Consider the following 25684-nt stretch of genomic DNA (forward strand, 5'->3'; position numbering starts at 1 on the left):
GAGATGGAAGTTGCGAAACAATGGTTCAAAGACTGGTTCAATTCTCCTTATTATCACCTGCTGTACAGCAACCGTGACGAGAAGGAGGCGGCATCATTTATAGACAAGCTGGTGGATTACCTGCACCCCGCGCCCGGCGCTTCCATGCTGGACGTGGCCTGCGGCAGGGGGCGCCATGCCAGGTACCTGGCAGATAAAGGGTTTAACGTAACCGGCATAGATCTCTCTGAAGAAAGCATTGCCGCGGCCCGCAAGCTGGAGAACGATCATCTCAGCTTTTTCCAGCATGATATGCGGTTGCCCTTCCGCATCAATTATTTTGATGTGGTGTTCAACTTCTTCACCAGCTTCGGCTATTTTGAGACCCGGCATGAGAACGAGAACGCGCTGCGCACCCTGGCCAATACCCTGAAACCCGGCGGCCGGCTGGTGCTGGACTACCTCAACAGCGTGTACGTGGCGGCCCACCTGGTGGTAGATGAAGTGAAGGAAAAAGACAACGTGGTGTTCGATATCAAAAGGGAGATGAGTAAAGACAAATTCCTCAAACAGATCAATATACTGGACAAAAAGCAACTGCTGCGCAGCGAATACACGGAGAGCGTGAGCGCCTTTACCCTGGCAGATTTTGAAGAGATGTTCGCCAAACAGGGATTGCAGATCACCGATGTTTTCGGGGATTATCACTTCAACGCATTTGACGAGCAGCACTCCCCGAGGCTGGTGCTCATTGCGCAAAAACCGAAAGGCTGATGGAAAATTTGCTGACCTGGGACCTCAAGCTGTTTTTTTATATCAACGGCAAATGGAACAACGGCTTCCTTGACTTTCTGCTGCCCTGGCTGCGGGAGCCCTACCTCTGGGCGCCGCTGTACCTGTTCCTGGGCGTTTTTGTGATCTATAACTTCGGGTGGCGGGGTTTTTTCTGGATCGTGTTCTTTATTGTCACCTTTGCCATTACGGACCAGGCCAGCATGTTCTTTAAAGACGCGGTGGCCCGCCTGCGGCCCTGCCGTGACCCCCTCATTGCCCCGTACGTAAGGGTGATGGTGAACTACTGCCCCCAAAGCGGCAGCTTTACCTCCTCCCATGCCGCCAACCATTTTGGCCTTGCAATGTTTTCTTTCATAACTTTAAGCCCACGGATAGGGAAGTGGGCGTGGCTGTTTTTCCTTTGGGCGGCCGCGATCTGCTACTCCCAGGTATACGTGGGCGTGCACTACCCGCTGGATGTGGTGGGCGGTGGAGTGCTGGGCATGCTGGCCGGGTTGCTGAGCGGCGGATTTTTTCAAAGAAGGATCAGACTGGAACTGGACAAAACAACATGAACTTTACATACCTGATACTCATACTGGCCGCAACTATCGGCGGGGGCATGATTCCCATGTTAGTCAAACGGGTACATCCCAACCTGCCTATTTACCTGCTGGCCTTCACCGGCGCTTTCCTTTTCGGCATCACCATCATGCACCTGCTGCCGGAGGTGTACCACGAGCTGGGGCATTCCGCCGGCATCTATATTGTGCTGGGCTTCTTTGTGCAGGTGTTCCTGCAGCAGCTCAGCCACGGCATGGAGCACGGGCATACCCACCTGCCCGGCGGCAACCACCACCATGTGGCCGTAATGCCCCTGCTTATCGGCCTCTCCATTCACGCTTTTATGGAGGGCATCCCGCTGGGTTTCCATTATGAAGACAGGTCCGCCCTGCCATCGCTCATGCTGGGCGTAATGGCCCACAAGGTACCGGAGGCGCTTACCCTGATCACCGTGATGATGCATGCCCATCAAAGCAAATCGCAGCTGTGGCGCATCCTCCTGATCTTTTCCGTCATCACTCCTTTATCAGCTATATTGGCCGCTACGCTGGGCCAGCAATTCCATGTGGTTACCGACTCGCTGGTGTACCTGGTTGCGCTGGTGATAGGGGCCTTTCTGCACATTTCCACCACCATATTTTACGAAAGCGGTACCCGGCATCACGAGCTGAGCGGCAGAAAAGTAATGGCCATAGCCGCCGGCATCGCTTTGGCATTTGTTACGCTGATATTTGAATAATTTTTTATTTTTAGGCTTATAATTATGGAAGTCGTCATTATCCTCGTCCTTATTTTGCTCAACGGTATCTTCTCAATGGCGGAGATAGCCTTGGTGTCCGCCCGCAAAGTGCGGTTGGAGAACGCAGCCAGGCAAGGGGACGAAAAAGCCAAAGCAGCACTGAAACTGTCTAACAACCCGGATACGTTCCTTTCTACGGTACAGATCGGTATTACGCTGATCGGTATCCTGACAGGTTTGTACTCCGGGGAACAATTGAAGGAAGACGTAAAGGGGTACTTTGATACCATTCCTTTGCTGGCGCCCTACAGCAACGGCGTTGCCACCGCCCTGCTGGTCATTGTGATCACTTACCTCACCCTGGTATTGGGAGAGCTGTTCCCCAAACGCATCGGCCTGGCCAATCCCGAAAAGATAGCCAAAGCGCTGGCGCAGCCCATGCACCTCCTTTCCCGCGTCACGTTCCCGTTCGTATGGCTGTTAAGCCGCTCTACCAACGTACTGGTGGGCATAACAGGCCTGAAACGCACTTCAGACAGCAATGTAACGGAAGAAGAGATCAAGGCCATCATCAGCGAAGGCACCTCCTCCGGCGCCATAGAAGAGACCGAGCAGGAGATCATTGAGCGCGTGTTCCACCTCGGGGACCGCAACATCACCTCCCTCATGACCCACCGTACCGATATTGTATGGCTGGACGTGAGCGAGGAAGGCGAAAGCTACAAACGCAAGATCAAGGCCTCCCCGCATTCCGTATACCCCGTGTGCGAAGGGCAGATAGACCATATCAAAGGCATTCTTACCATCAAGGACCTGTACGCCGCCGGCAACCTGGCCGTGCTCAAAGACGTGATGAAGAAACCCCTCTTCATCCCTGATAACAATACCGCCTACCAGGTACTGGAAAAGTTCAAGGAAACCCAGATACACGCCGCGTTCATTGTAGACGAGTACGGCACCTTCCTGGGCATGATCACCCTGAACGATATCCTGGAAGCTATTGTGGGAGACATGCCGGAAACCGGGCAGGACGACTACAACATGGTAAAACGCGAAGACGGCAGCTACCTCATAGACGCACAGATACCGTTCTACGACTTCCTCAGCGAATTTGACATGGAAGACCTGATGGCCGAATTTGAGCAGGAATTTGATACCCTGGCCGGTTTCATCCTCCACCACCTGGAACATATTCCCCAAACAGGTGAAAAACTGGAATGGCGCAATTTTACCTTCGAAATTGTAGACATGGACGCTCACCGCATCGATAAAATATTGGTTACACCCCCTGAAAATATAGCCGAAGAGTAATACTTTTACACCGGAGAACGCTGCCTGTATGCCAACAGGTGGCGTTTTAAGGTTTTTATACTAACTTTGGGCACTTTTTTATATAAACAAATAATTTAATCTAATATAATGGTCGTACTAGGAAGTAAGATGCTTTCCCTCGAAGAAGTGCATCGGGTGCTGTTTGAAGGTGAGGAGCTGGTGCTGGACGAAGCTGCTGTGGAGCAGGTGGGCGAGAACTTCAGGTTTCTGAAACAATTTTCCGCAAAGAAGCTCATTTACGGCATTAACACCGGTTTTGGCCCGATGGCGCAGTACCGCATCCCCGAAGAAGACACGTTTCAGCTTCAATATAACCTCATTCGCAGCCACGCCAGCGGCGCCGGCAAGTGCCTGGCGCCGGTGCTTACCAAAAGCCTGATGATTGCCCGCCTCAGCAGCTTTATGCAGGCCCATTCAGGGGTGCATAAAGATGTGGTGTACCTCCTGCGGGACCTGATCAACCATAACATTTACCCCTGCATATACGAGCACGGGGGCGTAGGCGCCAGCGGAGACCTGGTGCAGCTGGCCCACCTGGCCCATGCCCTCATTGGCGAAGGCCACGTGCTGTACGAAGAAGAGATACGCCCCGCCGCGGAAGTGTACAAACAGCTGGGCCTCAAGCCCATGCAGGTGCATGTGCGCGAAGGGCTGGCCGTTATCAACGGTACGTCTGCCATGACGGGCATTGCCCTGGTGAACATCATTGAGGCCCGCAAGCTGCTGATGTGGAGCTGCGCCCTTTCCGCCATGATCAACGAAGTGGTGGAGGCCTTTGACGACCACCTCAGCTACGAGCTGAACGCGGTGAAAAAACACGCCGGCCAGAACGCCGTTGCGGAGCTGATGCGCGCCATGCTGAAAGGCAGCAAAATGATCCGCCACCGGCCGGACCACCTGTATAAAGAACTGGAAGAAGAAATATTCAAGGATAAAGTGCAGGAATACTACTCCCTGCGCTGCGTGCCGCAGATACTGGGCCCTATTTACGATACCCTGGCCCACGCGGAAACCATTGTAGTGGGAGAGCTGAACTCCGTGAGCGACAACCCCGTGGTGGACCACCACCACAAGAACGTGTACCACGGCGGCAACTTCCATGGAGACTATATCTCCCTGGAAATGGACAAGGTGAAGATAGCCATGACCAAACTGTCCATGCTGAGCGAGCGCCAGCTCAACTACCTGCTGAACGACAAGCTGAACCACAAGTTCCCGCCCTTTATGAACCTGGGCAAGCTGGGCTTCAACTTCGGCATGCAGGGCGTGCAGTTCACCGCCACTTCTACCGTGGCCGAGAACCAGACGCTGAGCTTCCCTATGTACATCCACAGCATTCCCAACAATAACGATAACCAGGACATTGTGAGCATGGGCTGCAACGCCGCGCAAATGACCTATAAAGTGATAGAGAACACTTTTGAAGTGCTCACGGTACAGATCATGACCCTGCTGCAGGCGGTTGATTACCTCAACTGTCAGGACAAGCTCTCCGGCTTCTCCCGCAGGATCTACCAGGATGTGCGGGCTATTTTCCCTAAATTTATAGATGACGCTCCCCGGTATGCAGACGTACAGCAGATAAAGGCTTACCTGATGCGCCACGAACCTTCTGTGGTGGCGGGGCCCAAAACCGGCAAACGGCAGAAAAGTTCCGTGCAGTAACTTTGGCGGGCAAACGAAAAGAACAAATAACGAAAGATGATACGATGTGCATTGATAACAGGCGGTTCCCGGGGCATCGGCAGGGCGGTATGCGTTAAACTGGCGGAGCAGGGGTACCACATCCTGATCAATTACAAAGGCAATACGGCCGCCGCGGAAGAAACGCTGGCCGCCGTAAGGGCCAAAGGAGCAGACGGCACCCTGCTGCAGTTCAATGTAGGCAGGGAAGAAGAGGTACAGCAGGTGCTGGGCGCCTGGCTGGAAGCCAATAAAGACAAACAGGTGGAGGTGCTGGTCAACAATGCCGGCATCAGGGAAGATATGATGATGTTCCAGATGAGCGCCGAAAAATGGAAAGGCGTGCTGGAACCCAGTCTTGACGGATTTTTCTACGTTACCAAACAGGTGCTTACGGGCATGTTGCTGAAGCGCTACGGCCGCATCATCAACATGGTGTCCCTTTCCGGCCTGAAAGGCACGCCGGGGCAGGTGAACTACAGCGCCGCCAAGGCCGGCCTGATAGGCGCCACCAAGGCGCTGGCGCAGGAAGTGGCCAAAAGGAACGTAACCGTGAACGCTATTGCGCCCGGTTTTATCAGAACAGACATGACGGAGGGGCTGCCGGAAAAAGAGCTGGCGGCCATGGTGCCCATGCAGCGCTTCGGCACGGCGGAAGAAGTGGCGGAAGCAGTGGCCTTTTTTGCATCAAAAGGCGCTTCCTACATTACCGGCGAAGTGCTGAACATCAACGGCGGCCTTTATTCCTGATACGGTCAATAGGGGTCATCCCGCAAAAGAACGTTACAATTATTGTTTGGCCCGCGTCCAGTTAGCGGCAAATAAGTATACAAGCACATGAACAGAGTAGTGATTACAGGCATAGGTATTTACTCCTGCATCGGCAAGGACCTGGAAGAGGTACGGGAATCCCTGTTCCGCGGCCGCTCCGGTATTGTGCTGGATGAGGAACGCAAGCAGTTCGGCTACCGCTCCGGGCTCACCGGCGCGCTGCCCCGGCCCGAGCTGAAGGGCCTGCTGGACCGCCGCGCCCGGCTCATGATGCCCGAGCAGGCGGAATATGCCTATATGTCTACCCGCGAAGCGCTGGCCAACGCCCGAATGGACCAGGATTACCTGGACAGCCGGGAGGTGGGGCTGCTCTTCGGGAATGACAGCTCCGCGAGACCCACCATTGAAGCAACAGATATTATCCGCGAAAAAGGAGATACCATGCTGGTAGGCTCCGGCTCCGTGTTCCAGACCATGAACTCTACCGTGAACATGAACCTGGCCACTATTTTCAAGCTGAAAGGCGTGAACTTCAGCGTGAGCGCGGCCTGTGCCAGCGGCAGCCATGCCATTGGCCTGGGGTACATGTTCATCCGCAACGGCCTGCAAGACGCCGTGATCTGCGGCGGCGCGCAGGAAGTGAATAAATACGCCATGGGCAACTTTGACGCCATAGCCGCCTTCTCCGTGCGGGAAAACGAGCCGGCACAGGCCTCCCGCCCCTTTGACCGGGACCGGGACGGGCTGGTGCCCAGCGGCGGCGCGGCCACGGTGATACTGGAAAGCCTGGAATCAGCACAGCGCCGCGGCGCGCCTATACTGGGAGAAGTGCTGGGCTACGGTTTCTCCAGCAACGGCGCCCATATCAGCAACCCCAGCGTGGAAGGCCCCCGGCGCTCCCTGGAAATGGCCCTGAAAGAAGCCGGCCTGCAAGCCGGGGACATAGGCTATATCAACGCCCACGCCACCTCCACCCCCGCCGGGGACGCTAGCGAGGCCCGCGCCATCCACGAAGTGTTCGGCGATGCCCGCACCCCCGTTAGCTCCACCAAAAGCATGACGGGCCACGAATGCTGGATGGCCGGCGCCAGCGAGATCGTTTACTCCATGCTCATGATGCAGAATGGCTTTATTGCCCCCAATATTAATTTTGAGAACCCCGATGAGGATTCTGCTAAATTAAATATCATCAGCAATACAATTAATAATAATTTTAATATATTTTTGTCTAATTCTTTTGGCTTTGGGGGTACAAACTCCTCCCTGATCATCAGGAAATGGCAGTAAATCCTTATATGAGCATCCTGTAAGGATTTTATATAATTTTGCCGGAGCAAGCCCATTGAGTGGATAACGGAGCATGCTGTATTTGTCATCAACCTATATCTGGAACACACTATTTATGGAAATTAATGAGATTATAAAAAAGACGAATGCTTTTTTAGCGGAGGAATTTGAGGTTGCTCCGGAAAGCATAACCCCCGGGGGAGACCTGAAGTCTACCCTGGAGCTGGACAGCCTGGACTATATAGACCTGGTAGTGGCCATTGAAAGTAACTTCGGTTTTAAAGTGAAGCCGGAAGACTTCCAGGGTATTGTTACCTTCCAGGATTTCTATGATTACGTAATTGCCCGTGTTAAACAAAAAGAGTTGGTATAATGCCTTCCTGGCAGGGTAAGTCCAAAGGAAATAAGCTGGGGTACAGGATCTTTATTGGTGTATTGCGGTATGGAGGAGTGCGGCCCGCTTATTTTCTCCTGGGATTTGTAGTGTGCTACTACTGCCTGTTCTCCTGGCGCTCTACCCGGTCCATATTTCAGTATTTTCGCTATAAGATTGGCCAGCCCCGCATGAAAGCGCTCTGGAGCGTTTACCGGAACTATTACGTGTTCGGGCAAACGCTGATAGACAAGATCGTGGTGATGGGAAACATACCGAACCGTTTCACCTTTGAGTTTGACGGCGAGGAAAACCTCCATGGGCTCGTATCAGGGCAGCATGGGGGCATTATGCTGAGCGCGCACCTCGGCAACTGGGAGGTGGCCGGCCACCTGTTCACCCGTTTGAACACGCGTATCAACATCGTGATGTTTGACGGGGAGCACGAGCGCATCAAAAGTTACCTGGCCGGCGTTACAGGTGGGCGGAATGTAAATGTCATTGTTTTAAAGGACGATTTGTCGCATATTTACGCCATCCACGATGCATTGAGCAAGCGCGAGTTGGTGTGCATGCATGCGGACCGTTTCCTGGAAGGGAACAAGACCATGGAAATGCCTTTCCTGGGAGAAGCGGCCCGCTTTCCCATGGGGCCTTTTCTGTTGGCCGCCACGTTCAGGGTGCCGGTTTCATTTGTGTTCGCATTCAAGGAAACCGCCACCCATTATCATTTATACGCCACCACGCCAAAGGCGTACCCCGGCGCCAAACAGGGCGGCCTGGAGCAGTCAATGGCGGATTTTGTGCAGGTGATGGAAGAAAAAGTGAAACGGTACCCCCTGCAGTGGTTCAATTATTACGATTTCTGGTCCAAGGACTGATATGCATAACAACATGACCCATACAGAAAATATTACGGAATACATTCCGCAGCGCCCTCCCATCGTGATGATCAGCCGCCTGCTGGAGGCAGGAGAGAAGAACATCCGCACCGGCTTTGACATTGTCGCGGATAACGTGTTTGTGGAAAACGGGCGGCTGCAGGCCCCCGGCCTGGTGGAGAACATTGCGCAGACCGCCGCGGCGCGCATCGGCTACCTGGCCAAACAGAACAATACGCCGGTGCCCCTGGGCTTCATCGGCGCCATCCAGCACCTGGAAGTACTGGAGCTGCCCGCCGCCGGCAGCAGCCTGGAAACGGAGATCGTGATCGAGCACGAAGTGTTCAACGCCACCGTGGTACATGGGGCCGTAAGGCAGGAGGGAAGGATACTGGCGCAGTGTGATATGAAAATTTTTGTTTCCCAATCAAAATAAACAAACACAATGAAGAAAATCGTAATGCCCCTGCTGGCCCTGGTAGTAAGCGTGTCAGCCGCCACTGCACAAACCGCCAAAGACGTATTTGACAGATCGGTGAAGCTCACTTACCTGGGCCTTGACTTTACCAAAGCGCGCATTGTAGGCGATGCCGCCGCCAAAGTGGACGAGATCATTGACAACCACTATCCCAATATCAATCAGAAAGTGGTGAACGAAGCCAAGAAATTTGACGTGGCCGGCGCGTTCAGAAGGGAAGAAGTGTCTACAGACATTGGCCCCGTGAACAAACGCAACGCTAAAATAGACCCCGACAATGTAAAGTCAGACAACTCTGATGATTACCAGGCCATGAAGCCCGAAGACGTGGCCGCCCTGGTAAAAGGTTTTGACTTTGCCGGTAAAAGCGGCATCGGCATCCTCATTGTGATGGACGGTATGAACAAGACCAAGAAGGAAATATCAGGCTACGTGACCCTGGTAGATATGAAAGCCAAAAAGGTGCTCTTTACAGAACGCGTGGAAGGCGGCCTGGGCATGGGCTTCGGTTATACCAACGTGTACCTCACCGGTATCAAGAAAATGATAGATGCCATTGAGAAAAAGAAATACACCGAGTGGAAATCCACTTACGGCGGGTAATTTGATCAACTCTTTAAAATAGTACATGCAACCTGTATTGAGAGACAGTGCGGAGGTAGTCATCCGGTTCAACGAAGCAGATCCCCTGGGCATAGTCTGGCATGGCCACTATATCCGGTATTTTGAGGACGGGCGTGAATCCTTCGGCGCAAAATACAGGTTGCGTTACCTGGATATCTTTGATCACGGCTTCACCGTACCCGTGGTAAACGTGGAATGCAATTACAAAAAACCCCTGCGTTACGGGGATACGGTGGTGATAGAGACCCGGTACGTGCATACGGAAGCGGCCAAGATCCGCTTTGAGTACACGCTGTACAACAAGGCCACGCAGGAGGTAGTATGTACCGGCGCTTCCGTGCAGGTATTTCTTGACAAGCAGGCCTCTATGTTACAATTGACCATACCCGCCTTTTTTGCGGAATGGAAAAAACAGTGGGGAGTGGGATGATGAACGTATTTGTAGCCGCCGATAACATTATTTCGCCGCTGGGCGTTACCACCCGTTCCAATGTAGAACAGGTGCTGAAAGGCGCCGGTGGTATCAGCCGCCGGCCCGGCGGCGGCTACGGGGCGGTGATCCCTCCCGGTACCCTGGAGCCCCTGGCAGACGCCGCGCAGCTCCAGGCCTATACCCGGTTTGAACAGCTGTTGATACTGAGCGTGAAAGACGCCCTTTCCCGCACGCACATCAGCCTCCGCAACGAACGCACCGCGTTCATTGTATCTACCACCAAAGGCAATATTGCCCTGCTGGAAGAAGGAGATGTGCCCACCCTCCGCCTGCACAACACGGCGGAAAGAGTGGCCGCCTGCCTCGGTGCAAAAAACAAACCCCTGGTGGTCAGCAATGCCTGCATATCCGGTCTGCTGGCCATTCTCATCGGCCAGCGCCTCATCCGCTCCGGCCAGTTCGACCATGCGGTGGTATGCGGCGCAGACCTGTTCACCCCGTTCGTGCTCTCCGGCTTCCAGTCTTTCCAGGCCGTAAGCGATGAGCCCTGCCGCCCCTTTGACGCCGCCCGCAGGGGCGTTACCCTGGGAGAAGGCGCCGGCACCGTGGTACTGACCAACCAGGCAACATCACTTGCAGGCATGGTGGCCCGCCTGGGCGAAGGCGCCTCCTGCAACGATGCCAATCATATTTCAGGCCCTTCCCGCACCGGCGGCGAGCTGGCGGGCGCCATCCGCAAAGCGGTGGCCGGCAGCGGCCTGCGGCCGGCAGATATCGGCTTCGTATCCGCCCATGGCACCGCCACCCTGTATAACGACGAGATGGAGGCCAAAGCCTTCCACCTGGCCGGTTTGCAGCAAACGCCGGTGAACAGCCTGAAAGGTTATTACGGCCACACCCTGGGTGCGGCCGGCCTTATTGAGGCCATTGTGGGCATGCATGCCATGTTTGAAGGCATTGTGCCGGCTACGGCCGGTTTTCAGCAGCCGGGCACCAGCCTCCCGCTGGTGGTGAGCGGCCAGCCGCGGCAGCGCCCCATGGAGCATTACCTGAAAACCACTTCCGGTTTTGGCGGGTGCAACGCCGCCATGGTGTTCAGCAAGGTCATTTTGTAAATCATTTTTAAAAACGCATACCGCAACATGAATTTTTTTACCAAGGAAACAAAAACCGCCCTGCAGGCCAAGGAACAGGCCCTCTGGCTGGCATTTGCCCCTATTGCCTTCCAGGCCTCCAAAGCGCTGCGGGACCTGGGCATTCTGAAAGTAGTGGCAGACAGTGGCACCCAGGGTGTTACCATTGAAGAAATTCTGGAAAAGGTACAGCTATCCCGCTATTCCGCCCGCGTACTGCTGGAAGCAGGCCTGGGCCTAGAAATGCTGATCGTCAACAATAAAAGATATACGCTTACCAAAACAGGCTTTTTTATCCTGAACGACCGCCTTACCCGCATCAATATGGACTTTTCAGCAGACGTTTGCTACAAGGCCATGTACCACCTGCAAGACAGCCTGGTGGAAGGCAAGCCCCGCGGCCTGCAGGAGCTGGGTACCTGGGAAACCATCTATCCCGGCCTCTCCCTGCTGCCGGAGCCGGCCCGCACCAGCTGGTTCAACTTTGACCACTACTATTCAGACCTGGCCTTCCCCGCCGTACTGCCCATCGTGTTTGAGCAGCAACCGAAAAAACTGCTGGACATTGGCGGCAACACCGGCAAATGGTCTATGGCCTGCGCCGGTTATGACCCTGACGTGCAGGTAACCATCGTAGACCTGCCCGCACAGGTGAACGTGGCCCAAAAGAACATTGAGGAAGCCGGGCTGCAGCACCGCATTGATTTTTACATCACCAACATACTGGATGAAAGCCAGCCGTTTGCGCAGGGCTATGACGTGATATGGATGAGCCAGTTCCTGGACTGCTTCTCCGAACCCGAGATCATCAGCATTCTGCGGCGCTGCCGCGAAGCGCTGAACGAGGGCGGCAGCATTTTTATACTGGAACCTTTCTGGGACCGCCAGCAGTTCAAGTCCGCCGCCTTTTGCCTGCAGCAGACCTCGCTGTATTTCACGGCCATTGCCAACGGCAACAGCCAGATGTACCATACAGACGATTTCTTCAGCTGCATCCGCGCCGCGGGGCTGGAAGTAGTGCTGGAAAACAACGATGTAGGCCTGAGCTATACATTGCTGAGATGTGTAAAAGCATAATAAACATTTTAAATCCCAAAACATATGCAAACTGAAAAGGTGGACGTACTCGTAATAGGCGCCGGTCCCTCCGGAACGGTTGCCGCGTCTATAATCAACAAAGCCGGCTACAAGGTCAGGATGGTGGAAAAACAGAAATTCCCCCGCTTTGTGATCGGGGAGAGCCTGCTGCCCCGTTGTATGGACGCTCTCACGGAAGCCGGCTTCATTGACGCCGTAGCCGCCCGTGGTTTCCAGCAAAAAACCGGCGCCAAGTTTGTCAAGGATGGCAAAATTTGCGACTTCACCTTTGAAGACCAGCACACCCCCGGCTGGACCTGGACGTGGCAGGTGCCCCGTGCGGACTTTGACAAAACCCTGGCAGACACCGTAGAGAAAATGGGCGTGCCGGTAGAATATGAAACAACCGTAACAGACATTAAATTCTTTGGCTCCGATTCTGTAACCACCGTGGAAGACATTCACGGCAATAAAAAACAGATAGAAGCCCGTTTTATAGTAGACGGCAGCGGCTATGGGCGTGTTATTCCCAAGCTCTTCGGGCTGGACAAACCTTCCGTAATGCAGCCGCGCAAGGCGCTCTTTGCGCATACCAACGACGTGCGCCGCGCCATGGCGGACGAGCCGAACCGCATCACCGCCGTGGTACACCAGAAAGGCGTATGGATATGGATCATCCCCTTTTCCACCGGTATCACTTCCGTGGGTTTTGTGGGAGACCATACCTTCCACGGCCAGTTTTCCGGCTCCAACGAAGCGCAGTTCCGCGCCATGCTGGAGGCGGAACCTCATACCCGCGAGCGTTTCCGGGATGTGGAACTGATATTTGAGCCGAGGGTGCTGGAAGCCTGGTCTGCCACCACAGACCGCTTTTACGGAGACGGTTTTGTGCTCACCGGCAACGTAACAGAATTTTTAGACCCTATTTTCTCATCCGGCGTAACTTTGGCCACTGTATCCGCCCAAAAGGCGGCTAACCTGGTGGTGAAAAAGCTGCAGGGCGGAGAAGTGGATTGGGAGAAAGATTATATGGAGCCTACCATGCAGGGCGTGAACGTATTCCGTTCTTATGTGCTGGCCTGGTACGAGGGTACGCTGGACACTATTTTCTTCAGCAAGAACCCTGACCCGGTCATCAAGCGGCAGATATGTTCCGTTTTGGCAGGGTATGTGTGGGACCAGAGCAACCCGTACGTGCAAAATCACGAAGAAGGGCTGAAACGCCTTGCCAGGCTCATTGAGGTAACGGACAAACTAAATTCACCGGCTTGAGTAATACCAGCGCGCATATCACCGCATCGTGCATCATCCGCGGCAACACCGTGGTGAAGAACGGCGTGCGGGTATATGAAGCGCCGCCCGATGTAACGCTGCCGGAGTTTTTGCGCGGCCTGTATGACCGCTACAGCGGGCAGTATCCCAAGTTCCATAAAATGGACCTGCTCAGCAAGCTGGGCTGGGCCGCCGCGGAAATATTGCTGCAGGAAGTACCCATGGAGCACTACGCGCCGGAAGATACCGGCGTGATACTGGCCAACACCAGCAGCAGCCTGGATACGGACGAGCGGTACGCGGAAACCATGAAAGAGATTGCCAGTCCCGCGTTGTTCGTATACACCCTGCCCAACATTGTGATAGGGGAGATCAGCATAAGGCATACGTTCAAAGGCGAGAACGCTTTTTTTGTGGCAGATGCTTTTGACATTCCCTTCATTACCGGGTACGTGCAGCAGCTCCTGAACGAAGGCACGCTGCAGGCTGCCGTTTGCGGCTGGGTGGAACAGTATCACAGCGGGTACGACGCGGCGCTCTACCTGGTGGAAAAAAAGCCGCGCAACGGCTCATTGCCGTTTACCGCCAACGAAGCAGAAAAATTGTACAGATAATTATATGGAAAAGTTGATGGCAGATCTGAAAGTACAGATCATTCAGCAGTTGAATTTGCAGGAAGTAAAACCGGAAGACATAGAAAATGACCAGCCCTTGTTCAAAGAAGGCCTGGGGCTTGATTCCATTGATGCGCTGGAGCTGATCGTATTGTTGCAGCAGCATCATAACGTACGTATTGCCAACCCGGAAGACGGGCCGGAAATTTTTTATTCCGTACGCACCATGGCGGAATATATTACCGCGGAAAAAAGCAAACAGGGATGAGTGAGCAGGTGTGGATAGCAGGCGGCGACGTAATTTGCGGCACAGGCCTCAACCTGGCGGCCTGCCTGGATGCGTTCGAAAAGATGCAGCCGGGCATGGGCGCCATGCAGCACCTGCGTTCTGCGCATGCCAACACCTTTCCCGTAGCGGAAGTAAAAGCCGGTAACGATGAACTGGCCGCCATGGCCGGTATGCCCGCCCACTGGAGCAGAACGGCGCTGCTCAGCATGATAGCGGCACAGGCCGCCTGGAACAGCACCGGGCTGGGGGCCGTATCCAATTACAGGGTGGGCCTGGTGTCTGCCAATACGGTTGGCGGCATGGACAAAACGGAGCATTTTATGGAAACCTACCTGCAGGATACGGCCACAGGCCGCCTCCGGGAGGTAGTACACCACGAGTGCGGGAGCATTACGGAACTGGTGGCCGATGCGCTGGGCGTACGCCACCATGTGAGCACCATCAGCACCGCCTGCTCCTCCGGCGCCAACGCACTGATGTACGGCGCCCGCATGATACGCGCGGGCATGCTGGACGCGGTGATAGCCGGCGGCACCGACGCGCTCACCCGCTTTACGCTCAACGGTTTCAATACGCTCATGATACTGGACCAGCAGAAATGCCGGCCCTTTGACGATACGCGCACCGGCCTCAACCTGGGCGAAGGCGCGGGGTACGTGGTGTTGGTGTCTGACCGCCTGGCGGAGCAAACCACCGCCTGGTGCCGGCTCAGCGGTTTTGCCAATGCCAATGACGCTTACCACCAAACCGCTTCCTCGCCAGAGGGTACCGGCAACTTCATAGCCATGCAGGGCGCGCTGAACATGGCCGGCGTGCAGCCCGCAGATATCGGTTACATCAACTTGCACGGCACCGGCACGCAGAACAATGACAGCTCCGAAGGCCTCGCCATTGTACGGTTGTTTAACGGGCATTACCCGCCGGTAAGCTCCACCAAAAGTTTTACCGGGCATACGCTGGGGGCCAGCGGCGGCATTGAAGCGGTGTTTTCCGCTTATGCCCTGCGGCACGGCATCATTTACCCGAACGCGCAGTTCACCACACCCATGAAAGAGCTGCCCTTTGCGCCGGTCACCACGTTTTCGCGGGGTAACGCGCTGCGGCATGTGATGTCCAATTCATTCGGGTTTGGCGGGAATTGTTCTAGTTTGGTGTTTTCGGAGTAGGGGCAATGAGAGGCATCCTGCGCGGCCGGCGGCTCAAAGTATTGACAGCTGTATGTTCAGGTTTGGAACCAGGCACCGGATCATCCTGAAAAGGCAGAGATAAAAAGTTAATCACGCAAAAGGGAGGAACGCAAGTTTTTCTCTTTTACATTTTAATATGAAAGCATTCATACAAGGCACAGGCAGTATATCCGCACAGGATAGTACCGTATTTCCCGCCACCATACGGGAATACGAAGGCAACCGCCTGCCCGTTGCCGACCCGGACTACAAGCAGTGGATAGACATCAGGCAGATCCGCCGCATGGGCCGGGTGATCAAGATGGGTGTGGGCGCGTCGCACATCAGCTTGCAGGATGCAGGCCTCACCATGCCGGATGCCATCATCACCGGTACGGCCTACGGCTGCCTGGCAGATACCGGCGTGTTCCTCAACAAGCTGGTTACCCAGCAGGAAGACATGCTCACCCCCACCGCTTTCATTCAAAGCACGCATAACACCGTGGCCGGGCAGATAGCGCTCATGCTGGGCTGCCATGGCTACAACAATACATTTGTACACGGCGCCTTTTCCCTGGAAAATGCATTGCAGGACGGCCTGCTCTTGCTGCAGGAAGACCCTGCGCGCAAGGTGCTGGCCGGCGCGCTGGATGAGATCACGGAGTATTCCCACACCATCCTTTCCCGCTTTGGCCTGTATAAAAATGCGCACACACAGCAACTGCTGCGCTCCGGCACGCCCGGCACCATGGCCGGCGAAGGCGCCGCTTTTTTTGTATTGGGCGCGGAAAAGAACGCACGGTCCAAAGCAGAGCTGACGGGCGTTGAAATGATCTACCGCCCCGCCTCCGCGGAAGAGACCGCCGGGCATATCGCCGGTTTCCTGCAACGCCATGGCCTGCAACCGGCGGATATAGACCTGCTGCTCACCGGCAGGAATGGCGATGTACGCGGAGATGCTTATTATGACAACATAGAGACCACCCTGTTTGCAGGGCGGCCCGTGGCCGCTTTCAAGCATTTTTGCGGGGAGTACCCCACCGCCGCGGCCTTCGGGATGTGGATGGCCGTGCAGGCCCTGCATACCGGGCAGGTACCGGCGGCGGCCATGTTCAAAGGCCATGCCCCCGCCACACTGAAACGGGTGCTGATCTGGAACCACCAGCATGCCACCCATCATTCACTGATATTATTAACGGCATGCTGAAGCACTGGATAGTCATATATATCAGCATCGCCGTAGCCGGTTTGCTGCTGCTCCTGGGCCTCAGCCTGTGGCAGGCAGTGGCGCCCGTGCTGCTGGTCAAGCTGGGTATAGACGCCTGGGGCGCCATACGGGTAGATTCCAACTATTACATGAACGTGCTGTGCAAGGCCCCGGCCACAGAAAAAGCCGTAGCGCTTTCTTTTGACGACGGGCCGGTTAACAGCTTCACCCCGCAGATACTGGACATCCTGAAGGAACACCAGGTGCCCGCCGCTTTTTTTTGCATTGGGCGGCGCGTGGAGGAAGCGCCCGGGCTGGTGAGGCGCGCGGAGGAAGAAGGGCACCTCATCGGCAACCACAGCTACTCGCACCATGCCCTGTTTGACCTTTACCCGGTGTATAAAATGAAGGCGGAGCTGCAAAAGGCCAACCAGGCCATAGAGGCTGCCAGCGGCGTAAAACCCGCGCTGTTCCGCCCGCCTTACGGGGTTACCAACCCCATGCTGGCCAGTGCCGTAAAGGCCACCGGCTACACGCCCGTGGGCTGGAGCGTCCGCTCGCTGGATACGGTGATCAGGGAAGAAGATAAACTCTTTGAAAGAGTGACCCGCAAAGTATCCGCGGGAGATATTTTCCTCTTTCACGATACGGCCGCGGCCACGGTGAAGATCCTCCCCGCCCTCATCAAACAGTTGAAGCGGGAGGGTTTTGCCATCAAAAGAATAGATGAACTGTTAAACATACCGGCTTATGCGTAGATGGGTATTTTTAGGATGTTGTGTAATGCTGGCGCTGCAGGCCGCGGCGCAAAAGGGTTTTACGCCCGTGGCCAATATGGAGCTGTTCAAACAGCAGTTCACAAAGGCCGCGCAGCAAACACAGACCATCAAAAGTGATTTTGTGCAGGAGAAGAACCTGAGCATGCTGTCTGAAAAAGTGGTAAGCAAGGGGAAGTTCTGGTTCAAGAAAGAGAACAGGGTGAGAATGGAATACGCATCGCCTACTTATTACCTGATGGTGATCAACGGGAAAAATTTCCGGATCAAAGACGCGCGTACGGACAAGCAGATCTCCGCCAGCGGCAACAAACTGTTTGAACAGATCAGCAGGATAACGGCAGACTGCGTGCAGGGCAATATCCTGGGCAATAAAGATTTTACCGCCAGGGTACTGGAAAGCCCGCAGCACTACCTGCTGCAAATGACGCCGGTGGCCAAAGGCCTGAAAGATTTTTTTTCCAGTATAACGCTGCTGGTAGATAAAAAAGACCTGTCTGTGATCAGGATCACCATGCACGAGCGCTCCGGAGACGATACGGTGATCAGCTTTATACAGAAAGAAGTGAACGTAGCCATACCAGATGAACTGTTTGCGCTTAAATAGCCTGTTGCCCGCGTTGTTGTGCCTGCTGGCCTCCTGCGGCTCCGCCTACCGCCATTTGCAGGGTACGGAGGAGAATGCGGAGTGCCTGGCGCCGTTCCGCCCCCGGTTTGACACCACCGTGCTGTACAATACGCAGGTAGACGTGCTGCAACACCATTTTTCCGGGCTGCTGCTGTTCAAACCTATGGAAAACGGCAGCATGCGCGTAGTGTTCCTGACGGAAACGGGCGTGAAGTTTTTTGATTTCGAGTTCGGGGAGAACGGCAGTTTCACCAAACACTACGTGCTTCCTAAAATGGATAAAAAAGCCGTGGTGAAAACGTTGCGGAAAGATTTTGAGATGATACTCATGCGCCAGCCGCACGCCGGCGGCACCGCGCTGACAGACGGGCAGTACCGCTACACCGCGTTCCCGCTGCGGAAAGGCCGCATCTACTACATTACCGGCATGGATTGCAAAGAGCTGGTACGGGTGGAGAACGGCGGCCGCCGGCCGGTAGCGGAGGTGTTCATGAAAGATTATAAGAACGGTTTGCCAGATAGTATACTGGTACAACATAAAAAAGTAAAATTCAATATTTCATCACAACGCGTGTATCAATAATGTTAGCAGGAAAATTTTATACCATTGTTGCGCAACAGCAGCCGGCAGAACAGGCGGTGCATACTACCATTGCCTGGAACGCAGACCATGATATTTTCAAGGGCCACTTCCCTGACCAGCCGGTAGTGCCGGGGGTATGCATGATGCAAACCATACAGGAGCTGTTAAGCGCAGCCGCCGGTAAAAAGCTGCTGGTGAAAAAGGCCGCCAACATGAAGTTCCTGAACATGATAGACCCGCGGCAAACGCCGCAGGTAACGGTTGAAATTACTTACACGGAAACGGAAGAAGGGTACAAGGCCAATGCTGTTGTTAAACATGAGGCCACCGTTTTCATGAAATTCCAGGGGCTTTTCCGGTAGGGAAGGAATGCCAGTGACGCTAACACCGCCATATGAAGAATACTATCAGCAAATGACACCAGCAGCGCCATATGACCAACGCACCACGCCCATGACGCTAACGCCGCCATATGACCAGCAGTGCAGCATGCAGAAGATCTGTGTGCTTATACCCACGTACAACAACGCCGGTACGCTGGGCGGGGTGCTGCGCAACGTATTGCAGTACACCAGCCACGTTATTGTGGTGAATGATGGCGCTACAGACCACACGGCCAACGTACTGGCGGAGTTCCCGCAGGTGAGGGTGGTGGCGTACCAGCCTAACCGCGGCAAGGGTATTGCCCTGCGCAGGGGCTTTCAGTATGCGCAGGAGAACGGGTATGACTTTGTTATCACCATTGATGCGGACGGCCAGCATTTTGCCAGCGACCTGCCGGCGTTTTTCGATGCCGTACGGCAAAAGCCCCGCGCCATCCTGATAGGCGCGCGCAACCTGCAGCAGGAGAACATGCCGGGTAAAAACACTTTTGCCAACAAGTTCTCCAACTTCTGGTTCTACGTGGAAACGGGGCTGAGAGGGCCCGACACGCAATCCGGTTACCGCCTGTACCCGCTCCACGCCATGAAAAAAATGTGGTTCATCTGCACCAAATACGAATTTGAAATAGAAGTATTGGTAAAAAGCGCCTGGCGCGGCATCAAAATAGAATGGGTGCCCGTGCAGGTATATTATCCGCCTGCGGAGGAAAGGGTATCCCACTTCCGGCCGTTCCGGGATTTTTCCCGCATCAGCGTGCTGAACACCGTGTTGGTTACCATTGCTTTTCTATACATCCACCCCCGCAACTTTATCCGCTTCCTGTTTTCCAAAGGAGGCTTCAGGCAACTGCTGCGGGAGCAACTGCTGGCGCCGGAAGAAAGTAACGCCACCAAGGCGCTGTCTATCGGCTTCGGGGTATTTATGGGCATTGTACCCATCTGGGGTTTCCAGATGCTGACGGCGCTGGTACTGGCCGCGCTGATGCGGCTCAACAAGGCGCTGGTGATCATTGCGGCCAATATCAGCATCCCGCCCATGATACCGGTTATCGTATACCTCAGCTTTTTCACCGGCCGGTTGTATGTACAGGAAGACGCCACCTGGGTGCTGTTCAGTAAAAACCTGACCATAGACGCCATGAAACAGAACGTGTTCCAGTACGTTACCGGCGCTGTTACGCTGGCGGTAATAGCAGGCGTGCTGGCCTGGGCGCTGGCGTACGTGCTGCTGGCCGTGTTCAGGAAAAAACGCATATCATAATTGAGACCATGGGAGTTTTGTTTATATCCATCTATAATTTCTTCAACGCACGCAAATGGCTGCTGTGGCTGTTCACGCTGGGCTGCTTTGTGCTGTGCGGCTGGCTGGCCTCCCGCATCCGGCTGGAAGAGGATATTACCCGCATTCTCCCCCGGGATAAAAAAATAGACCACCTGCAGCAGTTCATGCAAAACTCGAAGTTTGCGGACAAGCTGGTGGTAATGCTGGCCCAGCAGGACACCACCGCCCCGGCGGAGCCAGACAGTCTTGCCGCGCTGGCGCAGGCGTTCACCGAAGGCCTGCAGCAGGCGCGGTTGCAGCCTTATATCAAAACCGTGCAGGGCCAGGCGGATGATGCGCTGGTGATGGAGCTGATGCAGGCGGTGCAAAACCACCTGCCGGTGTTCCTCGATGAAAAAGATTATGCGGCTATAGACTCGCTCATTACGCCGCAGGCGCTGCGGCAAAAAATGGCGGACAACTACAACACGCTGCTTTCTCCCGCCGGGCTGGTATTGAAGCGCATGATACAGGCAGACCCCGTGGGCATTTCCTGGCTGGGCGTCAAAAAGCTGGAGCAGCTGCAGGCGGGCGGGCAGTTCGAACTGTACAACGGGTACGTGATCTCCAAAGATCACCGCAACATATTGCTCTTCATCACACCGCAATACCCGCCCAATGAAACGGGTAAGAACAAACAGTTCCTCGCCGGCCTGGATGCGCTCATGGACTCGCTGCACACGCAGCACCCGCGGCGGCAGCTCAGCTACTTCGGCGCCACGGCTGTGTCAGTGGGCAACGCGGAGCAGCTCCGGCAGGATACCTATTTCACGCAGGGTATTACCGTACTGCTGCTGATAGTGCTCATAGCCCTGTTCTTCCGGAAAAAACGCGCGCCGCTGTTGGTGATGCTGCCGGTGGTATTTGGCGCCCTGTTTTCCCTGGCCATGATGTACCTGCTCAAGGGGCAGGTGTCTGTAATAGCGCTCGGCGCTGGCTGCGTGGTGCTGGGCATTGCGGTGAACTACTCGCTGCATGTGTTCAACCACTACCGCCATTTGCCCAACATCCGGCAGGTGATCAAAGACCTGGCCATGCCCATGACGGTGGGCGGCCTTACCACGGTAGGCGGCTTTCTCTGCCTGCAGTTCGTAAAGTCTCCCATGCTGCAGGATATTGGCCTGTTTGCGGCTTTCAGCCTGGTGGGCGCCTCGCTGTTTTCCCTCATTATACTGCCGCATTTGATGGCCGCCGGCAAACCCGCGCCGGTGCAGGCAAGGCATAATGTGATAGACCGGATTTCCCGGTGGCGGCCGGAGCGCAGCAAGTACCTCGTGTACGGCATACTGGCGCTTACCGTGCTGTTCTTCTTCACGGCCCGCCACGTAACGTTCGAAAGCGACATGATGCGCATGAACTTTATGCCGGAGCGCCTGCAAAAGGCGGAAGCGCAGCTGAACAGGCTGAATGCTTTTGCCGCACAGTCCGTATACATGATATCCGAAGGCGGCACGCTGGGCGAGGCCTTGCAGCGCCGCGAAGCGGCAGCTTCCGCCATCCATGCGCTGGAGCAAAAGGGCATTGTAAAACAGGTAAGCGGCACCGGCGGCCTGGTGCTGTCTGAACAGGCGCAGGCGGAAAAGATAGCCCGCTGGAAGGCATACTGGACGCCGGAGAAACAGGCCCGCGTGCTGCAAATGCTGCGCGCGGAAGGAGCGCAGTACCGTTTCAGGCCGGATGCCTTTGATAATTTTGCCACGCTGCTGTCAAAAGAATACGCTCCCATACCCCCGGAACGGTCTGAACTGCTGCAGGTAAGCGGCGTCAGCGATTATGTAACGCTCAAACCCGGCGCCGCTTCCGTGATCAGCCTGCTGAAGGTAGACCCGGCGCAAAAAGCGGCCGTATATGACGCCCTGGAACAGCAACCCGGCACCGTGGTGTTCGACAAACAATACACCGCCAACCGCCTGGCCGAAATTATCCGGGACGAGTTCAACACCATTGCCTGGATGACCTCCCTGCTCGTATTTTTTGCCCTGCTGCTTTCTTATGGCAGAATAGAGCTGGCGCTTATCACCTTCATTCCCATGCTCATCAGCTGGGTATGGATACTGGGTATTATGGGGCTGTTCGGTATTCCCTTCAACATTGTCAACATCATTCTTTCCACCTTTATATTCGGCCTGGGGGATGATTACAGCATATTTACCATGGACGGGCTGCAGCAGGAGTACAAGAACGGCAGCAAACACCTGCCTTCCTTCAGATCGTCTATCATCTTTTCGGCCATTACCACCATATTGGGGCTGGGCGTGCTCATTTTCGCCAGGCACCCTTCCCTGCGCTCCATTGCGCTGATTGCGGTCATAGGCATTATGAGCGTGGTGCTCACGTCCCAGGTGCTGATACCGCTGTTCTTCAACTGGCTCATCACCCGCCGCGTGAAGAACGGCCGCCCGCCGTGGAAGCTCTGGAGCTGGGGCAAGTCCATGTTCGCATTCACCTATTACGCCACGGGCGCGGTGTTGCTGACCATATTGGGAGTATTGCTGACACGCATCAATCCTTTCAATATTGAAAAAGGGAAGAAGATCTACCACCGTATCCTCAGCTCGTTTACCTGGAGCCTGCTGCACATTATGGGCAACATCCGCAAACGCACCATCAACACCACCGGTGAAGATTTCAAAAAGCCGGCCGTGGTGATCAGCAATCACCAGAGTTTTTTGGACATCCTGATGTCTACCGCCATGCACCCCAATGTGGTGCTGCTCACCAACCAGTGGGTATACAATTCCCCGCTGTTCGGGTACGTGGTGAAGATGGCGGATTACTATCCCGTGGCGGAAGGCGTGGAAGGCAGTATTGACAAGCTGCGCAACCGCGTGGAGAACGGCTATTCCATCGTGATCTACCCGGAGGGCACCCGCTCTACGGACGCCAGCATCAAACGTTTTCACAAAGGCGCCTTTTACCTGGCGGAACAGCTGCAGCTGGACATTCTGCCCGCCGTGATACACGGTACGGCCTACACCATGTCCAAAAACGATTTTCTGCTGAAAGACGGTATTGTTACCATGAAGTACCTGCCCCGCATCAAGCCGGAAGACAAGCGCTGGGGCGATAACTACAGCACCCGCACCCGCCTCATCAGCCGGTACTTCAGGCAGGAATATGAACAGTTGCGCAACGAGATCGAGACCCCGGCCTATTACCGGGAGCAACTGATTTACCAGTACCTTTACAAAGGGCCCGTGCTGGAGTGGTACATGCGTATAAAAACAAAACTGGAGAACAACTACGCCCTCTTCCACGAGCTGCTGCCCAAAAGCGGCAGGATCATGGACATTGGCTGCGGGTATGGTTTCATGAGCTATATGCTGCACTTTCTCTGCCCGGAGAGGCAGATACTGGGCGTGGATTACGACGAAGAGAAAATTGCCGTGGCGCAGCACTGCTACCTGCGCGGAGAACAGCTCCGCTTTGAAGCGGCGGATATTACACAATACCCGCTGGAGCACCAGGATGCGTTTGTGATGCTGGACGTGCTGCATTACCTGCAGCCGGACGCGCAGGAAAAGCTGTTGCAGCAATGCATCAGCAGGCTCAACCCCGGCGGGGTGATCATTGTGAGGGATGGGGATGCGGACCTGGCGGAACGCCACAAGGGCACCCGCCTTACCGAGCTGTTCAGTACCCGCCTGCTGGGTTTCAACAAAACGGGCAACCGGCCGCTGTCTTTCTTCTCCGCCACCGCCCTGCGCAATATTGTAGAGCGCAACGGGGCCATCATGGAACGGATAGACAATACCCGGTACACGTCTAACGTGATCTTTATCATTAAACATTCATTCACCGAGCAATATGCATAATTACGATGTGGTCATCATTGGCAGCGGCCTGGGCGGTTTAGCCTGTGGAGCCATTCTGAGCAAGAACGGCTACAAAGTATGCGTGCTGGAAAAAAATAAACAGATCGGCGGCTGCCTGCAGACCTTCAGCCGTAACAAGACCGTGTTTGACTCCGGCGTACACTACGTAGGCGGGCTGGCGCCGGGCCAGAACCTTTACCAGGTATTCAAATACCTGGGCATTATGGACAAGCTGGACCTCAAGCGGCTGGACATGGACTGTTTTGACCGCATCGCTTTCCACAACGACCCGAAAGAATATAAAATGGCCCAGGGGTACGAACACTTCATCCAGGGCCTGTTGCAGGACTTTCCCGGAGAAGGGAAGGCGCTGCGCGAATACTGCCATATGCTCCGCCATATCTGCGACAAATTTCCGCTGTACAACCTGCGGATGGGCGGCTTTGAAGAAAAGGAATCTGTGCTGGGCATTGACGCCGCTGAATTTATCAACAGCCTCAGCAGCAACCGCCGCCTCACCGAAGTGCTGGCCGCCAACAATGCCCTCTACGCCGGCGTGGAAGGCAAAACACCCATGTACGTACATGCGCTGGTGCTCAACAGTTACATAGAAAGCTCCTGGAAGTGCGTAAACGGCGGCTCCCAGATAGGGAAGTGGCTGGCGCGGGGCATCCTGGAGAACGGCGGTACCATCCTGAAACACCAGCAGGTAAAAAGGATAGTGGCAGATGGGCCGGCGGTACAATATGTAGAGACCACGGCCGGTAAACGTTTTACCGCAAAACACTTTATTTCCAACGTACATCCCGCCGTTACGCTGGATATGCTGGAGAGCGACGCCATCCGGCAGGCCTACCGCACCCGCATCAAATCCCTCCAGAACTCCAACTCCGCATTGATGGTGAACGCCGTGCTGAAACCCGGCATGTTCCCGCATATGAACTACAATTATTATTACCATAGCGCAGACAGCGTATGGGGCAGTCATGACTACACGCCTGATACCTGGCCCGGCAGCTATGCCATGTTCATATCCCCGGAGCCGAAAGACCACCGTTTTGCCAACGCCCTCTCCATCATGTCTTACATGCACATCAGCGAAGTAGAGCAGTGGAAAGACACGTTCAATACGGTATCTAATGAAACCAGCCGGGGCGCGGACTATGAAGCGTTCAAGCGGGAGAAGGCGGAAAGGCTGCTGGACATGGTGGAGCAGCGCTTCCCCGTGCTGCGGCAGTGCATACACAGCTATTATGTGGCCACGCCGCTGTCTTTCCGGGATTACATCGGTACGGCAGACGGCTCCATGTACGGCATTATGAAAGACAGCACAGACCCGCTGCGTACTTTTATATCCCCCCGCACCAAACTGTCCAATTTGTATCTTACAGGCCAGAACCTGAACATGCACGGCATATTGGGCGTTACAATGAGCGCATTGGTGACCAGTGCGGAGTTACTGGATTTTGAGAAATTGTTGCACGAGATCAAGACGGCATAAC

The 25684-nt window shown here is 55.0% G+C and carries 26 protein-coding genes; all 26 read left to right on the forward strand.

Annotated elements, in window-relative coordinates; all coding sequences use genetic code 11:
- Positions 1–3 precede the first annotated feature (3 nt).
- The 26 genes from D3A97_RS13045 to D3A97_RS13170 all read left to right on the forward strand — a co-directional run bounded on the left by D3A97_RS13045 (position 4) and on the right by D3A97_RS13170 (position 25683).
- Positions 4–753 (forward strand): class I SAM-dependent methyltransferase, encoded by a 750-nt coding sequence (locus tag D3A97_RS13045; protein WP_119078929.1) that lies wholly within the window; start codon positions 4–6, stop codon positions 751–753.
- Positions 753–1328, forward strand: a complete 576-nt coding sequence (locus D3A97_RS13050) for a phosphatase PAP2 family protein (RefSeq protein ID WP_119078930.1) — start codon at positions 753–755, stop codon at positions 1326–1328. Before D3A97_RS13045 ends, D3A97_RS13050 begins: the two co-directional genes overlap by 1 nt.
- Positions 1325–2056 (forward strand): ZIP family metal transporter, encoded by a 732-nt coding sequence (locus D3A97_RS13055; RefSeq protein ID WP_119078931.1) that lies wholly within the window; start codon positions 1325–1327, stop codon positions 2054–2056. Before D3A97_RS13050 ends, D3A97_RS13055 begins: the two co-directional genes overlap by 4 nt.
- Before the next feature lie 24 nt (positions 2057–2080).
- On the forward strand, positions 2081–3367 hold the full coding sequence (locus D3A97_RS13060; protein ID WP_119078932.1) for a hemolysin family protein: 1287 nt from the start codon (positions 2081–2083) through the stop codon (positions 3365–3367).
- A 108-nt stretch (positions 3368–3475) separates the two neighbouring features.
- A complete protein-coding gene (gene flxA / locus D3A97_RS13065; RefSeq protein ID WP_119078933.1) occupies positions 3476–5053 on the forward strand; it encodes a flexirubin biosynthesis tyrosine ammonia-lyase FlxA in 1578 nt (525 codons plus the stop codon).
- 36 nt (positions 5054–5089) lie between these two features.
- Complete coding sequence (flxB, locus tag D3A97_RS13070) at positions 5090–5821, forward strand: flexirubin biosynthesis SDR family reductase FlxB (protein WP_232825959.1); 732 nt, start codon at positions 5090–5092, stop codon at positions 5819–5821.
- Between the two features lie 87 nt (positions 5822–5908).
- Complete coding sequence (locus tag D3A97_RS13075; protein WP_119078934.1) at positions 5909–7129, forward strand: beta-ketoacyl-[acyl-carrier-protein] synthase family protein; 1221 nt, start codon at positions 5909–5911, stop codon at positions 7127–7129.
- Positions 7130–7244: 115 nt separating this feature from the next.
- On the forward strand, positions 7245–7502 hold the full coding sequence (locus D3A97_RS13080; protein WP_119078935.1) for a phosphopantetheine-binding protein: 258 nt from the start codon (positions 7245–7247) through the stop codon (positions 7500–7502).
- On the forward strand, positions 7502–8383 hold the full coding sequence (locus tag D3A97_RS13085) for a lysophospholipid acyltransferase family protein (protein ID WP_119078936.1): 882 nt from the start codon (positions 7502–7504) through the stop codon (positions 8381–8383). Before D3A97_RS13080 ends, D3A97_RS13085 begins: the two co-directional genes overlap by 1 nt.
- A gap of 13 nt (positions 8384–8396) precedes the next feature.
- Positions 8397–8819 carry a hotdog family protein gene (locus D3A97_RS13090; protein WP_119079558.1) on the forward strand — a complete coding sequence of 141 codons (423 nt, stop codon included), beginning with the start codon at positions 8397–8399 and terminating at the stop codon, positions 8817–8819.
- A gap of 9 nt (positions 8820–8828) precedes the next feature.
- Entirely contained in the window at positions 8829–9464 is a 636-nt protein-coding gene (locus D3A97_RS13095; RefSeq protein WP_119078937.1) for a hypothetical protein, read from the forward strand.
- 25 nt (positions 9465–9489) lie between these two features.
- Entirely contained in the window at positions 9490–9915 is a 426-nt protein-coding gene (locus D3A97_RS13100; RefSeq protein ID WP_119078938.1) for an acyl-CoA thioesterase, read from the forward strand.
- Positions 9912–11033: a beta-ketoacyl-[acyl-carrier-protein] synthase family protein gene (locus D3A97_RS13105; protein WP_119078939.1), complete on the forward strand. Its 1122-nt coding sequence runs from the start codon at positions 9912–9914 to the stop codon at positions 11031–11033. The genes D3A97_RS13100 and D3A97_RS13105 overlap by 4 nt, the downstream gene beginning before the upstream one ends.
- 27 nt (positions 11034–11060) lie before the next feature.
- Complete coding sequence (locus D3A97_RS13110; RefSeq protein WP_119078940.1) at positions 11061–12128, forward strand: class I SAM-dependent methyltransferase; 1068 nt, start codon at positions 11061–11063, stop codon at positions 12126–12128.
- A 24-nt stretch (positions 12129–12152) separates the two neighbouring features.
- Complete coding sequence (locus D3A97_RS13115) at positions 12153–13400, forward strand: NAD(P)/FAD-dependent oxidoreductase (protein WP_119078941.1); 1248 nt, start codon at positions 12153–12155, stop codon at positions 13398–13400.
- The gene (locus D3A97_RS13120; RefSeq protein WP_119078942.1) at positions 13397–14014 is read left to right on the forward strand and encodes a hypothetical protein; all 618 of its coding nucleotides are present in this window, start codon (positions 13397–13399) and stop codon (positions 14012–14014) included. The genes D3A97_RS13115 and D3A97_RS13120 overlap by 4 nt, the downstream gene beginning before the upstream one ends.
- Positions 14015–14018: 4 nt before the next feature.
- Entirely contained in the window at positions 14019–14282 is a 264-nt protein-coding gene (locus D3A97_RS13125) for a phosphopantetheine-binding protein (RefSeq protein WP_119078943.1), read from the forward strand.
- Positions 14279–15469, forward strand: a complete 1191-nt coding sequence (locus D3A97_RS13130) for a beta-ketoacyl-[acyl-carrier-protein] synthase family protein (RefSeq protein WP_119078944.1) — start codon at positions 14279–14281, stop codon at positions 15467–15469. Before D3A97_RS13125 ends, D3A97_RS13130 begins: the two co-directional genes overlap by 4 nt.
- Before the next feature lie 157 nt (positions 15470–15626).
- Entirely contained in the window at positions 15627–16676 is a 1050-nt protein-coding gene (locus D3A97_RS13135; protein WP_119078945.1) for a beta-ketoacyl synthase N-terminal-like domain-containing protein, read from the forward strand.
- Positions 16670–17434 (forward strand): polysaccharide deacetylase family protein, encoded by a 765-nt coding sequence (locus tag D3A97_RS13140; RefSeq protein WP_119078946.1) that lies wholly within the window; start codon positions 16670–16672, stop codon positions 17432–17434. The genes D3A97_RS13135 and D3A97_RS13140 overlap by 7 nt, the downstream gene beginning before the upstream one ends.
- The gene (gene lolA2, locus D3A97_RS13145) at positions 17427–18059 is read left to right on the forward strand and encodes a flexirubin biosynthesis/transport protein LolA2 (protein WP_119078947.1); all 633 of its coding nucleotides are present in this window, start codon (positions 17427–17429) and stop codon (positions 18057–18059) included. The genes D3A97_RS13140 and lolA2 overlap by 8 nt, the downstream gene beginning before the upstream one ends.
- Positions 18037–18663 carry a flexirubin biosynthesis protein LolB2 gene (lolB2, locus tag D3A97_RS13150; protein WP_498365909.1) on the forward strand — a complete coding sequence of 209 codons (627 nt, stop codon included), beginning with the start codon at positions 18037–18039 and terminating at the stop codon, positions 18661–18663. The genes lolA2 and lolB2 overlap by 23 nt, the downstream gene beginning before the upstream one ends.
- Entirely contained in the window at positions 18663–19025 is a 363-nt protein-coding gene (locus D3A97_RS13155) for an ApeI family dehydratase (protein ID WP_119078949.1), read from the forward strand. The genes lolB2 and D3A97_RS13155 overlap by 1 nt, the downstream gene beginning before the upstream one ends.
- Before the next feature lie 52 nt (positions 19026–19077).
- Complete coding sequence (locus D3A97_RS13160) at positions 19078–20307, forward strand: DUF2062 domain-containing protein (RefSeq protein WP_232825960.1); 1230 nt, start codon at positions 19078–19080, stop codon at positions 20305–20307.
- An 8-nt stretch (positions 20308–20315) separates the two neighbouring features.
- Positions 20316–24182, forward strand: a complete 3867-nt coding sequence (locus D3A97_RS13165) for a trifunctional MMPL family transporter/lysophospholipid acyltransferase/class I SAM-dependent methyltransferase (protein ID WP_119078951.1) — start codon at positions 20316–20318, stop codon at positions 24180–24182.
- Positions 24175–25683, forward strand: a complete 1509-nt coding sequence (locus tag D3A97_RS13170; protein ID WP_119078952.1) for a phytoene desaturase family protein — start codon at positions 24175–24177, stop codon at positions 25681–25683. Before D3A97_RS13165 ends, D3A97_RS13170 begins: the two co-directional genes overlap by 8 nt.
- The last annotated feature ends 1 nt before the right edge of the window (position 25684 follow it).

Source organism: Chitinophaga alhagiae, assembly GCF_003568665.1.
GTDB lineage: Bacteria > Bacteroidota > Bacteroidia > Chitinophagales > Chitinophagaceae > Chitinophaga > Chitinophaga alhagiae.

Coding starts and splice junctions, on each gene's coding strand:
- D3A97_RS13045 (WP_119078929.1), top strand. CDS start 4: ATGGAAGTTGCGAAACAATGGTTCAAAGACTGGTTCAATTCTCCTTAT.
- D3A97_RS13050 (WP_119078930.1), top strand. CDS start 753: ATGGAAAATTTGCTGACCTGGGACCTCAAGCTGTTTTTTTATATCAAC.
- D3A97_RS13055 (WP_119078931.1), top strand. CDS start 1,325: ATGAACTTTACATACCTGATACTCATACTGGCCGCAACTATCGGCGGG.
- D3A97_RS13060 (WP_119078932.1), top strand. CDS start 2,081: ATGGAAGTCGTCATTATCCTCGTCCTTATTTTGCTCAACGGTATCTTC.
- flxA (WP_119078933.1), top strand. CDS start 3,476: ATGGTCGTACTAGGAAGTAAGATGCTTTCCCTCGAAGAAGTGCATCGG.
- flxB (WP_232825959.1), top strand. CDS start 5,090: ATGATACGATGTGCATTGATAACAGGCGGTTCCCGGGGCATCGGCAGG.
- D3A97_RS13075 (WP_119078934.1), top strand. CDS start 5,909: ATGAACAGAGTAGTGATTACAGGCATAGGTATTTACTCCTGCATCGGC.
- D3A97_RS13080 (WP_119078935.1), top strand. CDS start 7,245: ATGGAAATTAATGAGATTATAAAAAAGACGAATGCTTTTTTAGCGGAG.
- D3A97_RS13085 (WP_119078936.1), top strand. CDS start 7,502: ATGCCTTCCTGGCAGGGTAAGTCCAAAGGAAATAAGCTGGGGTACAGG.
- D3A97_RS13090 (WP_119079558.1), top strand. CDS start 8,397: ATGACCCATACAGAAAATATTACGGAATACATTCCGCAGCGCCCTCCC.
- D3A97_RS13095 (WP_119078937.1), top strand. CDS start 8,829: ATGAAGAAAATCGTAATGCCCCTGCTGGCCCTGGTAGTAAGCGTGTCA.
- D3A97_RS13100 (WP_119078938.1), top strand. CDS start 9,490: ATGCAACCTGTATTGAGAGACAGTGCGGAGGTAGTCATCCGGTTCAAC.
- D3A97_RS13105 (WP_119078939.1), top strand. CDS start 9,912: ATGATGAACGTATTTGTAGCCGCCGATAACATTATTTCGCCGCTGGGC.
- D3A97_RS13110 (WP_119078940.1), top strand. CDS start 11,061: ATGAATTTTTTTACCAAGGAAACAAAAACCGCCCTGCAGGCCAAGGAA.
- D3A97_RS13115 (WP_119078941.1), top strand. CDS start 12,153: ATGCAAACTGAAAAGGTGGACGTACTCGTAATAGGCGCCGGTCCCTCC.
- D3A97_RS13125 (WP_119078943.1), top strand. CDS start 14,019: ATGGAAAAGTTGATGGCAGATCTGAAAGTACAGATCATTCAGCAGTTG.
- D3A97_RS13130 (WP_119078944.1), top strand. CDS start 14,279: ATGAGTGAGCAGGTGTGGATAGCAGGCGGCGACGTAATTTGCGGCACA.
- D3A97_RS13135 (WP_119078945.1), top strand. CDS start 15,627: ATGAAAGCATTCATACAAGGCACAGGCAGTATATCCGCACAGGATAGT.
- D3A97_RS13140 (WP_119078946.1), top strand. CDS start 16,670: ATGCTGAAGCACTGGATAGTCATATATATCAGCATCGCCGTAGCCGGT.
- lolA2 (WP_119078947.1), top strand. CDS start 17,427: ATGCGTAGATGGGTATTTTTAGGATGTTGTGTAATGCTGGCGCTGCAG.
- lolB2 (WP_498365909.1), top strand. CDS start 18,037: ATGAACTGTTTGCGCTTAAATAGCCTGTTGCCCGCGTTGTTGTGCCTG.
- D3A97_RS13155 (WP_119078949.1), top strand. CDS start 18,663: ATGTTAGCAGGAAAATTTTATACCATTGTTGCGCAACAGCAGCCGGCA.
- D3A97_RS13160 (WP_232825960.1), top strand. CDS start 19,078: ATGACACCAGCAGCGCCATATGACCAACGCACCACGCCCATGACGCTA.
- D3A97_RS13165 (WP_119078951.1), top strand. CDS start 20,316: ATGGGAGTTTTGTTTATATCCATCTATAATTTCTTCAACGCACGCAAA.
- D3A97_RS13170 (WP_119078952.1), top strand. CDS start 24,175: ATGCATAATTACGATGTGGTCATCATTGGCAGCGGCCTGGGCGGTTTA.